Annotated in this window: 14 protein-coding genes; 5 read left to right on the top strand and 9 right to left on the bottom strand. The window is 33.7% G+C overall.

Features of this window, described 5'->3' with window-relative positions; translation table 11 throughout:
* Positions 1-66 precede the first annotated feature (66 nt).
* The 3 genes from M0M44_RS03285 to M0M44_RS03275 all read right to left on the bottom strand — a co-directional run bounded on the left by M0M44_RS03285 (position 67) and on the right by M0M44_RS03275 (position 2,338).
* On the bottom strand, positions 67-411 hold the full coding sequence (locus M0M44_RS03285; protein WP_008465164.1) for a HopJ type III effector protein: 345 nt from the start codon (positions 409-411) through the stop codon (positions 67-69).
* Between the two features lie 94 nt (positions 412-505).
* Positions 506-1,225 (bottom strand): 16S rRNA (cytidine(1402)-2'-O)-methyltransferase, encoded by a 720-nt coding sequence (gene rsmI / locus M0M44_RS03280; protein ID WP_248728489.1) that lies wholly within the window; start codon positions 1,223-1,225, stop codon positions 506-508.
* A gap of 45 nt (positions 1,226-1,270) precedes the next feature.
* Positions 1,271-2,338: a hypothetical protein gene (locus M0M44_RS03275; RefSeq protein WP_248728488.1), complete on the bottom strand. Its 1,068-nt coding sequence runs from the start codon at positions 2,336-2,338 to the stop codon at positions 1,271-1,273.
* Positions 2,339-2,574: 236 nt separating this feature from the next.
* On the opposite strand from M0M44_RS03275, the gene M0M44_RS03270 reads away from it, so the two are divergent.
* Positions 2,575-3,165, top strand: a complete 591-nt coding sequence (locus M0M44_RS03270) for a thymidine kinase (RefSeq protein WP_095928508.1) — start codon at positions 2,575-2,577, stop codon at positions 3,163-3,165.
* A gap of 42 nt (positions 3,166-3,207) precedes the next feature.
* Positions 3,208-3,627, top strand: a complete 420-nt coding sequence (locus M0M44_RS03265) for a hypothetical protein (RefSeq protein ID WP_248728487.1) — start codon at positions 3,208-3,210, stop codon at positions 3,625-3,627.
* Between the two features lie 348 nt (positions 3,628-3,975).
* Here the strand turns inward: M0M44_RS03265 and rpoN are convergent, their stop codons facing one another.
* The 6 genes from rpoN to M0M44_RS03235 all read right to left on the bottom strand — a co-directional run bounded on the left by rpoN (position 3,976) and on the right by M0M44_RS03235 (position 10,783).
* Positions 3,976-5,436, bottom strand: coding sequence for an RNA polymerase factor sigma-54 (gene rpoN / locus M0M44_RS03260; protein WP_095928315.1), 1,461 nt, complete (start codon positions 5,434-5,436; stop codon positions 3,976-3,978).
* 87 nt (positions 5,437-5,523) lie between these two features.
* Complete coding sequence (locus M0M44_RS03255) at positions 5,524-5,994, bottom strand: GxxExxY protein (RefSeq protein ID WP_248728486.1); 471 nt, start codon at positions 5,992-5,994, stop codon at positions 5,524-5,526.
* A gap of 122 nt (positions 5,995-6,116) precedes the next feature.
* Positions 6,117-7,562: an asparagine--tRNA ligase gene (gene asnS, locus M0M44_RS03250; RefSeq protein ID WP_248728485.1), complete on the bottom strand. Its 1,446-nt coding sequence runs from the start codon at positions 7,560-7,562 to the stop codon at positions 6,117-6,119.
* Between the two features lie 18 nt (positions 7,563-7,580).
* Complete coding sequence (locus M0M44_RS03245) at positions 7,581-7,757, bottom strand: hypothetical protein (protein WP_248728484.1); 177 nt, start codon at positions 7,755-7,757, stop codon at positions 7,581-7,583.
* A 143-nt stretch (positions 7,758-7,900) separates the two neighbouring features.
* The gene (locus tag M0M44_RS03240; RefSeq protein ID WP_248728483.1) at positions 7,901-8,374 is read right to left on the bottom strand and encodes a hypothetical protein; all 474 of its coding nucleotides are present in this window, start codon (positions 8,372-8,374) and stop codon (positions 7,901-7,903) included.
* Between the two features lie 42 nt (positions 8,375-8,416).
* Complete coding sequence (locus tag M0M44_RS03235; protein ID WP_248728482.1) at positions 8,417-10,783, bottom strand: efflux RND transporter permease subunit; 2,367 nt, start codon at positions 10,781-10,783, stop codon at positions 8,417-8,419.
* Positions 10,784-11,004: 221 nt separating this feature from the next.
* Between M0M44_RS03235 and M0M44_RS03230 the strand changes: the two genes are divergently transcribed.
* From M0M44_RS03230 to M0M44_RS03220, 3 genes are all read left to right on the top strand, one after another.
* Positions 11,005-11,766 carry a sensor histidine kinase gene (locus M0M44_RS03230; protein WP_248728481.1) on the top strand — a complete coding sequence of 254 codons (762 nt, stop codon included), beginning with the start codon at positions 11,005-11,007 and terminating at the stop codon, positions 11,764-11,766.
* The gene (locus tag M0M44_RS03225) at positions 11,729-12,448 is read left to right on the top strand and encodes a LytR/AlgR family response regulator transcription factor (protein ID WP_248728480.1); all 720 of its coding nucleotides are present in this window, start codon (positions 11,729-11,731) and stop codon (positions 12,446-12,448) included. Before M0M44_RS03230 ends, M0M44_RS03225 begins: the two co-directional genes overlap by 38 nt.
* 117 nt (positions 12,449-12,565) lie before the next feature.
* Positions 12,566-14,836, top strand: a complete 2,271-nt coding sequence (locus tag M0M44_RS03220; protein ID WP_248728479.1) for a cation:proton antiporter — start codon at positions 12,566-12,568, stop codon at positions 14,834-14,836.
* The last annotated feature ends 140 nt before the right edge of the window (positions 14,837-14,976 follow it).

The raw sequence follows: 14,976 nt of genomic DNA, 5'->3' as shown, positions 1-14,976 counted from the left end.
TTAGAGTGTAGATTTTAGATTGTTGATTTCTGAAATTAAAAATCGTTAATCGAAAATCTTAGATAATTATTTCGCTTCTAAAGCATTTCCTTCAAACTGAATTCCGTCCCAGCCTAAGTTGATGAAGTTTCTAATGTTTTGGTGATTGGTTCCGTTTGGATCACCTAAAACTTCTTCAAAATAAAAAGCTCCAAAGCATGCTAGAGTTTCTTCTTTACTTAAATTCTGCAATTTTGCGAAAGAAAATAATTTACAAGAACCTGAGTTTTCTCCAGCTGCGTTATGCTGTGTTCCGTTTTGAAAAGCGGTTGGGGTAAAATTGTAATTTTCCTCGATTACTGCAATGGTTTCGGGAAATGTGATTTGAGTTGGAGTTTGTTTTACTTTTTCTAAAAAGGCTTGTATGCTCATGATAATAGTTGTTTTTTTGCCACAGATTAAAAGAATTAGAAAGGATTTTAAAAAAAATCTGTGACAATCATTTTAATCTGTGGCTAATATTATTTTATTCTTCTTCATCCTTAGAAAACTTACTTTTCTTAGGTTCTTTTGTTATTGTTTTTCCGGCAACGACTACGACAATTTCGCCGCGTGGTGCTGTTTTTTCAAAATGTGCTAAAACTTCTTTTGCGGTTCCGCGAACATTTTCTTCGTGCATTTTTGATAATTCTCGCGAAACGCAAACTTGTCTGTCTTCTCCAAAATATTGTATAAATTCGGCTAACGTTTTAACGAGTTTATGTGGCGAAACGTATAAAATCATTGTTCGGGTTTCTTCGGCCAAAGCCAAAAAACGAGTTTGACGCCCTTTTTTATCAGGCAGAAATCCTTCAAAAACAAATTTGTCATTTGGAAGCCCACTATTTACAAGCGCGGGAACAAAAGCAGTTGCGCCAGGAAGACATTCCACTTCAATTTTATTTTCGACACAAGCGCGAGTCAATAAAAATCCGGGATCTGAAATTGCCGGAGTTCCTGCGTCTGAAATTAAAGCGATAGTTTCGCCAGCTTTCAAACGTGCAATTAAGTTTTCGGTTGTTTTGTGTTCGTTGTGCATATGATGGCTGTGCATGTGCGTGCCAATTTCAAAATGCTTCAAGAGTTTGCCGCTTGTTCTTGTATCTTCCGCCAAAATCAAATCGACTTCTTTCAAAACCCGAATGGCTCTAAAAGTCATGTCTTCAAGATTGCCAATTGGCGTTGGAACGATATATAATTTTGACATAGTTTTTTATTCGTGAAATGTAAAATGTGAGATGGGAAAATGTCTTTAAGAAAATTTTTTCTCGATAATTCCCATAAAACGCTCTGCGTAATCGTCTTTTCCTTCCCAATTATTATAATCTGGTTTTACCATGTTTTCGATAAACTCTTTTGCTTCGCTATAAGAATCAAAAGTCATTAATTGGTTTAAAACACGGCTGTAATCTTCTGTGCTATTTCCAAAAAGATTTTTAGTAAAAGCAATTCTGTCATTCAAATCAATATGAAAACCTCTTGCCAACTTCTCATTTAAGCTTACCGATTTTGGCTGTACAGGAGTTTCTAGAATAGCTGTTTCCACTTTTTTCTCTTCCTTCTTTTCTTCTTTAAAATCGCTAATTGAAGGAGTCTTAACTGGAGAAACAGCTTCAAAGCTATCTACTTTTACAAATTGTGCATCGGCGTAATTAATGCCAAAATCTTCAAATAAAATTGTTGGCTGCGCAGGGGTCTCAGCTTTTGGCTCTTCTTTGATTTCTTCCTTAATCTCTTCTTTTATTGCCTCTGTTTCTAATTCGAAAGCAGGTTTAAAATCTGGAATTGGGTTTAATTCATTCACAGTCGTAAACGAAAGTTCTTCAACAGGATTTTTAGTTTCTTCGATCTCAATTTCTGGTTCAATTACTTTTTCAGAAACTGGTTCTGCAGTTTCCGCAATAATTGGTGTTTCAATTTCTGCAGAAATTGGTTCAACAGTTTCTTCGATTACTGGCTCTTCTGTTTCAATGAGCGGTTCAGGAGCCTCAACAATTTCTGCTGGTTGTTCTTCTGAAATTTCAGTTTCATAAGATTCTTCAAGTGCAATAACTTTTTCTTCCGCTGGAGCTTCAAGTTCAATTATGGCAGGAACCATATCTTCTTCTTTATCAAAAATCGTTTCTAATTCTGAAACAATATCACTTTGCCCAATTGTTGGTTTTGCGGCGTCAAAGTTCTCTTCGACAAATTTTAATACCGCTAATTTCTCGTATAATTTCTGAGTTTCAAGATACAATTGATTGATATCGGATTTGTTTTTAAGTTTTAAAATTCGATGTGCAATGCTAATTAAATCAGCTTCCAATTTTTTTTTCATAACTGTTGAAAATTATAGTGAATAAGGTATTTTAGTGTATTTGATGTCTGAATGTCTCTATTCTCAAGTAAATTCAAAAGATAATTTTTTATTTCTGTTAATAAGCTTTCGCGAATTTAAGGTTTGATAAAAATTTTCTACTTTTGAAAAAATGTAAAACAGTACATTTTTACATCAATTTATTGCCAGTACAAAGTAATAAAAACTATTCATTTTTAAAGGTAGAAAAATACAAAATGTTTCTCGAAAATACAGTAAATCACAAAGAACAATTTGGTTGGATTGAAGTTATTTGTGGATCAATGTTTTCGGGTAAAACCGAAGAGCTGATCCGAAGATTAAAGCGCGCCCAATTTGCCAAACAAAGAGTCGAAATTTTTAAACCCGCTATTGATACCCGTTATCATGACGAAATGGTCGTGTCTCACGATGCCAACGAAATTCGTTCTACGCCAGTTCCTGCAGCGGCTAATATTTTAATTTTGGCACAAGGCTGTGATGTGATTGGTATTGACGAAGCTCAGTTCTTTGATGACGAAATTATTACCGTATGTAACGATTTGGCTAATCAGGGAATCCGAGTAATTGTGGCTGGATTGGATATGGATTTTAAAGGAAATCCGTTTGGACCAATGCCAGGACTTATGGCAACTGCCGAATATGTAACGAAAGTTCATGCGGTTTGCACCAGAACTGGTAACTTAGCAAATTATAGTTTTAGAAAAACCGCTAATGATAAATTGGTAATGCTTGGCGAAACCGAAGAATACGAGCCACTTAGCCGTGCAGCGTATTTTAACGCCATGAAAAAAAATCAGGAAAAATAGATTTATTTTCCTTGTATAAGCCTTAATAAAATACTACAAAATATGAGAAAATCGACTGGTTTATTGTTAATATTAATTGGAATTGCAGTTGCTTTGGTGGCTTATTTTCAGTTTTATCTTGGTGAGAAGGAAGATGAAGTAAATACTGAAGTTAAAGAGCTAGTTGCGAAATACAATAAAAGCTGTCCGTTAAATATTCAGGAAGGAATTCGTTTAGACAGTGTCACTTTGCCTCAAGAAAGAACAGTTCAATATAATTTAACCTTGCTGAAGGTAGTTAAAGAAACTGCAGAAATCAGTGTAATTCAGGAAGAAATTAGAAAAAGTCTTTTAAGTACGGCAAAAGCAAATCCTGGACTGCAGGTTTTTAGAGAAAACGATTATTCTTTGGTGTACAGTTACTCTGACAAAAAGAAAGTGTTTTTGTTTACTGTGAAGATACTCCCAGATCAATATAAATAATTTAGCGTTTTAGAAACGTATTAAACCCGACAGGTTTTTAAAACCTGTCGGGTTTGTTGCTTAAAAGAAATAGCAATATTTCATTCCGTAGGAATGTCTCATCGGTAGATGGACGTTTGATTATCGGACAAATTATTGTTGAGGTTAATTCCGTAAACAGGTGTTTCTACGGAACACAATTCAGCACGTTAATTTTTTTTACCGATCAAATATTCCTAGCGGAATAACGAATTCACCATCATTTGAAATAATAAATAAAAAAAACTAACAGGTTTTTAAAATCTGTTAGGTTTGCTATTCGCTATAAAAAGTTAATTTCTTAATGTTTAATGGTGGAAAAATGAAAACCTAAATTTTCTTTCTCATTCTCGCCACTGGAATATCCAACTGTTCACGATATTTTGCAATAGTCCTTCTCGCAATCGGATACCCTTTTTCTTTTAAGATTTCGGCCAATTGATCGTCTGGAAGCGGTTTTCTCTTATCTTCTTCTTCAATGGTATTTTGAAGAATTTTTTTGATTTCTAAAGTTGAAACGTCTTCTCCCTGATCATTTTTCATGGCTTCAGAGAAAAACTCTTTAATCAGTTTTGTTCCATATGGCGTTTCAACATATTTGCTGTTGGCTACACGCGAAATCGTAGAAATATCCAAACCAACCATATCAGCAATGTCTTTTAAGATCATTGGTTTTAGTTTGGTTTCATCGCCGTCTAAGAAATATTCTTCTTGATAATGCATAATCGCATTCATGGTTACAAAAAGAGTTTCCTGACGTTGTCTGATGGCATCGATAAACCATTTAGCAGAATCCAGTTTTTGTTTGATAAACTGAACGGCATCTTTCTGCGCAGTCGATTTATCACGGGATTCTTTATACGTCTGCATCATTTCCTGATAATCTTTAGAAACGTGCAAAGAAGGAGCATTTCTTCCGTTTAGGGTCAGTTCTAATTCGCCATCTACAATTCTGATGGCAAAATCGGGAACAATGTTTTCTGTAACTTTATTGTTTCCCGTAAAAGAACCGCCTGGTTTTGGGTTCAAACGTTCAATTTCGTGAATTGCTTTTTTAAGCTGTTCGTTGGAAATGCTGTATTTCTGTAATAATTTATCGTAATGTTTTTTCGTAAAAGCATCAAACTGATTTTCGATAATGTCAATCGCTAAATCAACATATTCAGTTGGAGTTTTATGTTTTAACTGAAGAAGTAGACATTCCTGCAAATCACGTGCTCCAACACCTGAAGGTTCAAGCTCATGAATTACCGTCATCATTTTCTCGACCATTGCTTCATCAGTATAAATTCCCTGAGTGAAAGCCATGTCGTCTACAATATCTGGAATACTTCTACGGATATAACCCATATCATCAATACTTCCAACAAGGAATTCAGCGATTTCGCGTTCTTCATCATTCAAAATAAAAGTATTCAACTGATTGATTAAGTCCTGATGAAAACTGATGGGAGCCGCAAAAGGCGTTTCGCGTTCTTCATCGTCACTGTAATTGTTTACCTGAGTTTTGTAATCAGGCATATCGTCGTCGCTTAGATATTCATCAATGTTAATGTCGTCTGCTTCGATTCTGTCAGATTCTGCATCATCATAATCGTCGTAGTCTTCATTAGCGTATTCATCAGCTTCGTAATCGTCTTCTTTACCAGCTTCCAGAGCTGGATTTTCGTTCATTTCTTCTAATAAACGCTGTTCAAAAGCTTGCGTAGGCAATTGAATTAACTTCATCAGCTGAATTTGCTGTGGAGATAATTTTTGGGATAATTTTAAATTTAAAAATTGCTTTAGCATAATAAGGCACTACTTTTTTTAGCCACTAAGACGCGAAGGCGCAAAGTTTTTATTTTTAATTGCCTCTAAGGCTTTTATTTGATTTTTTTAAAATACTCTTTTCGTGTTTATAAATCTTCTGATACCGCTTTTGATTAATGGCACATTAAAATTAATTAAGTAACCTAAATCTTTGTTTAGTAATTTTAACTGACTTATAATTTGCGCTTCCCAAACTGGATTTATTTGTTCTACTGCTTTTATTTCTATTATTATAGAATCTTCGATTAATAAATCTAATCTTAGTCCTTCGCTAAATTCAATTCCATCATAAACAATCGGAATATCAACTTGGCGTTTTACATCAAGACCAACCTTAGTAATTTCATGCGCCAAACAAATTTCATAGACTCTTTCTAATAATCCGGGGCCAAGTTGTTTGTGGACTTTAAAAGCTGCGTTTACAATTATTTTTCCAATTTCTTCCGTTCTTTCAGAGAGCATAATATTTTGTATTTGCCACGAAGACGCTAAGGCGCAAAGATTGTTTTTTTTAAGGCTCAAGTCCTTAAAAAACATAAATAATACTTTTTTTGAATTTGTGTCTTCGTGGTATTATTTAATTTTTTTTTTTGTGTCTTAAATCAGTTTTTAAAAATAAAACTTAGTGTCTTTGTGCCTTCGTGGCAAATCCGTTTCTATTAAAATTCCGCGCTGCCCGGAGTTCTTGGGAAAGGAATTACGTCTCTAATGTTTGTCATTCCTGTAACAAACAATACCAAACGCTCAAATCCTAAACCAAAACCTGCGTGAGTTGCAGAACCAAATCTTCTGGTGTCTAAGTACCAGTATAATTCTTCTTTATCAATTCCAAGTTTTTCCATTTTCTCAACCAGAACATCGTAACGTTCTTCTCTTTCAGAACCACCAACGATTTCTCCAATTCCAGGGAAAAGGATATCCATTGCACGAACCGTTTCTCTTCCAGGTTCAGTATTGTCGTTCAAACGCATGTAAAACGCTTTGATATTTGCCGGGTAATCGTATAAAATTACCGGACATTTAAAATGTTTTTCAACTAAATAACGCTCGTGTTCTGATTGTAAATCAGCTCCCCATTCGTTGATAAGATAGCTGAATTTTTTCTTTTTATTTGGAGTTGAATCTCTCAAAATATCAATAGCTTCTGTATAAGAAACACGTTTAAAGTTGTTCTCTAATACAAAGTTTAATTTCTCTAACAAAGCCATTTCGCTTCTTTCCGCCTGAGGTTTTGATTTTTCTTCTTCAAGAAGTCTTCCTTCCAGAAATTTCAAATCATCCTGACAGTTGTCTAAAGCATATTTAATTACGTACTGAATAAAATCTTCAGCCAAATCCATGTTGTCGTCAAGGTCGTTGAAAGCAACTTCTGGTTCGATCATCCAAAACTCAGCAAGGTGACGAGAAGTGTTTGAGTTTTCTGCTCTAAACGTTGGTCCAAAAGTATAAATCTGACCCAAAGCCATTGCAAAAGTTTCACCTTCTAATTGTCCAGAAACCGTTAAGTTGGTATGTTTTCCAAAGAAATCTTTTTTGAAATCAATGTTTCCTTCTTCGTTTTTTGGAAGATTATCCAATGGTAAAGATGTTACTTGAAACATTTCTCCAGCACCTTCAGCATCAGCTCCAGTGATAATTGGCGTATTTACATACACAAAACCTTTATCCTGAAAATATTTGTGAACTGCATAAGACAATACAGAACGTACACGCATAATTGCTCCAAAAGCATTTGTACGTACACGCAAGTGAGCGTTTTCACGTAAAAATTCTAAAGAGTGTTTTTTAGGCTGCATTGGGAATTTCTCAGCATCAGAATCTCCAAGGATTTCAAGTTTGTTCACTTGAATTTCATATTTCTGACCTGCACCTTTACTTTCAACCAAAGTTCCAATTACAGAAACTGCTGCTCCAGTTGTGATTCTTTTTAAAGTCTCTTCTGGTGTATTTTCAAAATCAACAACACATTGAATATTATTAATTGTAGAACCGTCATTTAAAGCGATGAACTGATTATTTCTAAAAGTTCTCACCCAACCTTTTGCATTCACTTCCTGTAACGTCGTCGTACTGTTTAATAAGTCTCTAACTTTTGTGTGTTTCATTTTTATATATAATTGATATTAAATAATATTCGTTTTGAACAACTGCAAATATAATCGATAATAATTAATTTTTGAAGCGGATTCCTGCTCTTCGCTATATCTTTCTGTTTTTAAAGAAAAAACAGAAAGGATGCCGCTTCGATCAGGGCTAGGGCAGTCGGCTTCAAAAGAAGCGATTTCTTTTATTTTTGTCATTTCGATTCCAAGGCTTCGGAGAGAAATCTCCGTAAAAAACTTAACTAAGTTATGAATTACTCTGCGGAGCGACTTGTGGAGATTTCTCTTTCCTCGAAATGACAAGATTGTATAAAACTTTAAGATTAATATTGTTCTTAAAATTATAATTCAAATATTTTCTTAAACTTTTGTTCTAAACTTTTCATTTTTCGTTTAGGAAGCCATTTACTATGGAATATTGAAAAGACAATAAATAAATTAAAGATTAAGTACACTTGCATAGGAACTTTTTCTATTAAAATAAATACTGAATTACATAAAATAAATGCAATAAGTGGATAATATTTTAGCCAAATTATCTGAATTTTATGCGTTGGCTCAATAGTGTAATTAACAAATAAAGTTCTGTTTGTAATTCTGTAATTTCCTTTAATCATAAAAAATGTTGGCGATACAGCAGAATTTGTTGTTAAACGAAATGTTGAGTCGTCAAAATTTCCATAGAAAGGTTTTGAAAAACTTCCAAATATTCTAAATAGACCAAATGGACTGATTAACTTAAGTTTTGGGTTTCCAATTACCGTATTGTCTTTGATTCGATTTCTAAATTCAATAATATTAAGTTTTGATTCCATTCTTTATTTTGAATTCAATTCGTGAAATTCGTGTCAAAAACCTTACTTCTCCAAATTCTCCAATTCCTCTTTCTTAGTTTTCTTTTTCTCAAAAGTCAAAACCAGCGATGGTAAAACCACCAAGTTAGCAAACATCGCAAAAACCAAAGTACAAGAAATTAATCCTCCTAAAGCAATTGTTCCGCTGAAACTTGATAGAGTAAAAGTTGCAAAACCTAAAATTAAAACGATAGAAGTATAGAAAGTACTTACTCCAGTTTCTCTTAAAGCGCTGAAAACAGATTTTTTTACTTTTCCTTTGTTTTGAATCAACTCATCTTTGTATTTCGCCATAAACTGAATGGCATTATCAACTGAGATTCCGAAAGCGATACTGAATACCAAAATCGTTGAAGGTTTTAACGGAATTCCGAAATAACCCATTAATCCAGAAGTTATACAAAGCGGTAAAATATTCGTGATTAAAGAAGCTGCGACCATTTTGAAAGATCTGAACAGATACAACATCAAAATTGCAATTGTTAAGATTGCAAAAAGCAATGATTCAATTAAGTTATGTGCAAGATAAGTCGTTCCTTTTTGGAAAACCAATGCTTTTCCAGTAATGGTAACTTCGTAACGGTCTTTAGGGAAAATCTCATCAATTTTTTTGCGTAATTTTCCTTCTACTTTTGCCATTTCATCTGTTCCGATATCTTTCATGAAAGTGGTAATTCGCGCGTATTGTCCAGTCGAATCAACATAGGCTTTCATTAAATTTTCTTTACTATTTTTGGTTGCATTTTTAGCATAACCCAAAATAAAAGTCTGTTCCTGAGAAGTTGGCAATTGGTAATATTCAGGATTTCCGTTATAAAAAGCCTGTTTTGCATATTTAACCAAGTTTACAACGGAAACAGGCTTTGCAAGTTCAGGAATTTCAGAAATGGTATTTTGTAATTCGTCCATTTTGCGAATTGTTGCCGGTTTCATAACACCCTTTTTCTTTTTGGTGTCAATCATGATTTCCAGTGGCATTACACCGTTGAATTCTTTTTCGTAAAATAAAATATCTTTAAAGAAAGAGGCGCTTTTGGGCATTTCGCCAATCAAACTTCCCGAAACTTTCATTTGTCTAACTCCATTCAAACTTACCAGAAATAAAACAGCGTAAATGCAATAAACAATTGTCTTTTTACCTTTAACGATAGTTGTAACTGTATTTAAAAGTGTCGAAATATAAGTTTTGTCTAAATGATATAAATGTTTTGCTTTTGGCAATGGCATAAAACTGTAAATAATCGGCACTATAAAAAGCGTCAAAGTATAAACAGAAAGTACGTTGATAGAAGTGACCAATCCGAACTCAAAAAGCAACTCATTTCCAGTAATCATCAACGTTGCAAAACCTATGGCGGCAGTTAAATTGGTCATGAAAGTCGAATGTCCAATTTTAGAAATAACACGCTGTAAAGCTTTTGCCTGATTGTTATGAATTTTAATTTCCTGCTGGTATTTGTTGATCAGGAAAATACAGTTGGTAATTCCGATTACGATAATCAGTGGCGGAATAATAGCCGTTAAAATCGTGATTTTATATCCGAACAATCCAAGAGTTCCAAATGACCATGTTACCCCGACAATTAAAATACAAACCGAAATAAACGTAGCTCTAAAGGAACGGAAAAAGAAAAAGAAAATCAGAGAAACAGTCAATAAAGAGGCTCCAATGAAAAGTCCAATTTCGCCTTTCATATTATCCGCATTGATCGTACGGATGTACGGCATTCCTGAAACTTTAAGATCAATTCCAGTTTCTTTTTCGAATTTATTGATTTTCGGAACTAAATCTTTTAAGATAAATACCTTTCTTTCGGCCGTATTCACCAGAGCTTTATTCATATAAATGGCAGAACGAACGCTTCCGCTTTCTTTATTAAACAAGAGTCCTTCGTAAAATGGCAGATTGTGAAACAAATCATATTGGACACTTTTTAAATAAGCAGCATCAAGTACTTTACTTTCGTCAATAAATGGCGCTAGAACAAATTTTTGGTTTATAGTGTCTTTTTCAAGTTTCTTTAAATCATTTAAAGAAATTACTAAATCAACTTCTTTGGCTTTTTTCAAACCGTTCATTAATTCGGTCCAAGCCGCATAATTTTTTGGTGTAAAGAATTTAGAATCTTTGAAACCAATAACGATTAGGTTTCCTTCTTCACCAAACTTATCGAGGAATTTTTGATAATCTTTATTTGCAATATGATCTTTTGGAAGCAAATTGGCTTCGGTATAAGTCATAGAAAGATTCTTCCACTGATAACCAAAGAAAATAGTTAAAGCAGAAAGTATTACCAGAATCGTAATTCGGTTTTTAAGTATGATTCGGGCTAACTTTTCCCAAAATCCAACTTGGATAGCGTTTTTCATAAAATCTTTAAAAATGGATGCAAATGTAGTGAAAAGTGCTCGAAATCATAAATATTCGATTCTATTTTACTTTATGTTAACACAAAATGAAAGATTTTTAAAAACAGCATTATTTACTTGCTTTTTGCCAATTAGTCGTTAGCTTTTGCCATATTTGCAATTAGTTTTACAGTAAAAAATACTGTTATTGTAATTTTGCACTAAGAAATAGATCAGCAACAATGCAACAAAATAATACTACAACTTTAATTTTTCTAACTATTCTTTTGCTTTTAATTGTTATTATTTGCTTTATGATTTATCAATTAAAGCAAACTAAGAAAGCAAAAGAAGATGCTGAAAAAAGTTTTTATGCTTTAGAATCTAAGGTAAACGATTTGCAGTTGGAGAATTTAGAATCCAAACTAAATCCGCACTTGTTTAAGAATATCTTAAATTCAATTCAATCGCATGCTTATCAAACCTATTTTGCTCTGGATAAATTGGCCAATGTTCTGGATTATATTTTATACGAAAGCAAAAAGAAATTTGTAACGGCCAAAGAAGAAATAGATTTTGCATTGAATCTAATCGAAATCAACAAAATCAAAATCAGTCCGCTTTTCGAACTTAAGGTTAAAACCAATATCAATCAAGAAGACAAATTATATGATCAGCCTTTGCTGGCGCCTTTAATTTCGATTGATTTAATTGAAAATGCATTCAAACATGCCGATCTTCAGAGCGCAGATGCTTTTATTTCGGTAGTTTTTGAATTTAAAAACAATGCTTTTTTTATGACGGTTTCCAATAAAATCTCCGATAAAAAAGTACTGAAAAAAGAACGAAGCGGTTTTGGGCATACAACGCTCGAACATCGTCTTCGCATTATTTATAAGAATAATTTCAAACTCGATAGGTTTATAGAAAACGATGTTTATATTGCCCATCTAAAAATTGATTTACTTGAATACAAAACTGAAATGCTTGCTTCTGGACGATGAACTTCCAGGATTGACTTACCTAAAAATGCTTTGCGAACAAATTCCGGAATTGGAGATCGTAAAAGCAAGTAATGATCCCGAGAAACTCCTGTCTGATTTTTCGAATCTTGATTTTGATCTGCTCATTTCGGATATCGAAATGCCTGGAATTGATGGCTTGCATCTGGCTGAAAAATTGCAAGATAAATTGGTGATTTTTTGTACTGCGTATAAAGAATATGCGGCCGAAGCATTTAATATCGATGCCGTAGACTACATTACAAAACCTGTGAAATTGGAACGTTTGCAAAAAGCAGTCACCAAAGCTTTGGAGCGTTTTGAAAAATCAAATTCAGATAAAAAATTCATTCAGCTCAATACAGACAAAGGGAAAACGTTGCTATATTTTAATAAAATTCAATATATAAAAACTGCAGCAAGTGATAGCCGAGACAAAACGGTTCTGCTTACCGATGGAAGTTTTTTGAATTTGAAAAATGTAAAATTCGATACCCTTTTAAACGAATTACCAGATGCTGATTTCTGTCGAGTTAATAAAAAAGAAATCGTGGCGGTAAAAGCAATTAAATTCTTTAATCATAACGAAATTGTGTTGCATCATGTTGAAGAAAATAGTAAAAACACCACGTTAATTTTAAGCGAAACCTATCGAGCTGATTTTTTGAAAAAGGTAAAGCTCTAAAACTTATTACAATTTTTTCCTGACTTGTTACATGTGATCGAAATTAACAAGTGAATTACTTTTTCACTAAATTCACAGTGCTGATATTTGCGTTAATTAAATCTAAAGAACGAGTTTATGAATAACATTAAGAACTCTCTATTCTACGTAACCGTTATTGGTGGTTTTACAGCGCTAATATATTGGGTAATATCAAAAGGCGCTTCATTAGAAGTAGGGCGTAATATTGTAAAGAAAAGTGTTGAAAGTAACCATTGGAAAGACTTTCTTCATTCGATGGTGGAAAATCTGCAGCATCCTTTGGCTATTTTACTAGCGCAGATCGTTACCATCATTTTAGTTGCCCGTTTGTTTGGATGGTTTTTTAGAAAAATAGGACAGCCTTCGGTAATTGGTGAAATGATTGCGGGAATTGTGTTAGGGCCGTCTCTTGTAGGAATGTATTTTCCAGAGTTTTCGGCAGCTTTATTTCCAAAAGAATCTTTAGGTAATCTACAGTTTTTAAGCCAAATCGGTTTAATCCTTTTTATGTTTGTTATTGGAATGGAGCTGGATTTAAAAGTGCTGAAAAACAAAGCGCATGATGCGGTTGTAATCAGTCACGCCAGTATTGTAATTCCGTTTGCTTTAGGTTTATCGTTAGCATTTTTTATTTATGAAACCTATGCTCCATTGGGAGTTGAGTTTTCTTCTTTCGGTTTATTTATGGGAATCGCCATGAGTATTACAGCTTTTCCTGTTTTGGCTAGAATAGTTCAAGAGCGCGGCATGCAGAAGACAAAATTAGGAACCATTGCTATTACTTGCGCGGCCGCAGACGATATTACAGCTTGGTGTATTTTGGCGGTTGTTATTGCGATCGTAAAAGCTGGTTCGCTTTCGAGTTCACTTTATGTAATCGGAATGGCGATTTTATATGTAATTATCATGCTAAAAATCGTTCGCCCGTTTTTAAAAAGAGTAGGAGATTTAAATGCAACAAGAGAAAGTCTAAACAAACCAGTTGTTGCCATTTTCTTTATTACACTTTTAATTTCGGCTTATGCATCTGAGTTAATCGGAATTCATGCTTTGTTCGGTGCTTTTTTGGCTGGAGCGATTATGCCTGAAAACAATAAATTTAGAAACATATTTATCGAAAAAGTTGAAGATGTTGCCATCATTGTTTTATTGCCATTATTTTTCGTGTTCACAGGTTTGCGTACACAAATAGGATTATTGAATGATCCTGAGTTATGGAAACTTACTGGTTTGATCATTTTGGTTGCTGTCGTTGGTAAATTCTTCGGAAGTGCTTTGGCGGCGAAATTCATGGGGCAAAACTGGAAAGACAGTTTAGCCATTGGCGCCTTGATGAATACAAGAGGTTTAATGGAGCTGGTGGTTTTAAATATCGGTTACGATCTTGGTGTATTATCGACAGAAATCTTTACTATGATGGTAATTATGGCATTGGTAACTACTTTTATGACGGGCCCGGCTTTAGATTTTATTGGATTCATTTTTAAAGATAAAATCACAGCCGTTCCGGAGGAAATTGGAACGAAAAGCAAGTACAAGATTTTGCTTTCGTTTGCCACTCCAGAAAAAGGGAAAAAATTGCTCAAAATCGCCAACAGTCTTGTTAAAAAGCAAACAGATAACTCGGTTGTAACAGCAATGCATATTTCTTTAAGTACAGAAATACATTCTTTCGATGTTAAAGAACATGAGCGTAAAATGATAGGGCCAGTGGTAGAAGAATCGCAATTGTTAGATCAAAATTTAGAGAGCTTGTTTAAAGTTTCGAGCGATATTGATTCAGATATCATTGATACGGCAAACCATGGAGAATATGATTTATTATTGGTTGGTTTAGGACAGTCTATTTTTGATGGAACTTTATTGGGGAAAATTCTCGGATTCACAACGAGAATTGTAAATCCAGATCGTTTGATCGATAAATTTACAGGAAAAGAAGGTTTGTTTGAAAACAATCCGTTCGATGAGAGAACACGACATATTATTACTAAAGCAAAAATGCCAGTTGGTATTTTTATCGATAAGGATCTAGAAGAAGTAAACCAGATTTTTATGCCTGTTTTTAGTAAAGAAGATGCTTTTTTAATTGATTATGCTAAAAAGCTGATCAATAATAACGGTTCTCAGATTACAGTTTTGGATGCTGGTGGAGAAGTGAAAAATACGAGAGAAATTCAGGAAACAATTCGCTCGATCGAGCAGATTGCACCAAATCATATCATGATTATGAATGATAGAACACTGAAGAAAGAATTTTTAGAAAGCCAAAATTTGATGATTATCAGTTTAGATAGCTGGAAAAAATTAATAGAATCTCAAAGTATTTGGCTAAATAACTCGCCTTCGGTTTTGATTCTTAAACCATAAGTTTTTAAATATCAATTTTTTTTAAATTCCAAATTCCAATTTTTACTATTGGGAATTTGGGATTTTTTTTATTTATGATTTCTCTCACGAAACCTCGAGATCGAAATGAACAAACGTAGCGTAAAAATTGGAATCTAACC

The organism is Flavobacterium humidisoli, assembly GCF_023272795.1.
GTDB classification, from domain to species: Bacteria; Bacteroidota; Bacteroidia; order Flavobacteriales; family Flavobacteriaceae; genus Flavobacterium; species Flavobacterium humidisoli.
Note: the sequence above shows the minus strand (reverse complement) of the source record. Positions and strands in the feature narration are given on the sequence as shown.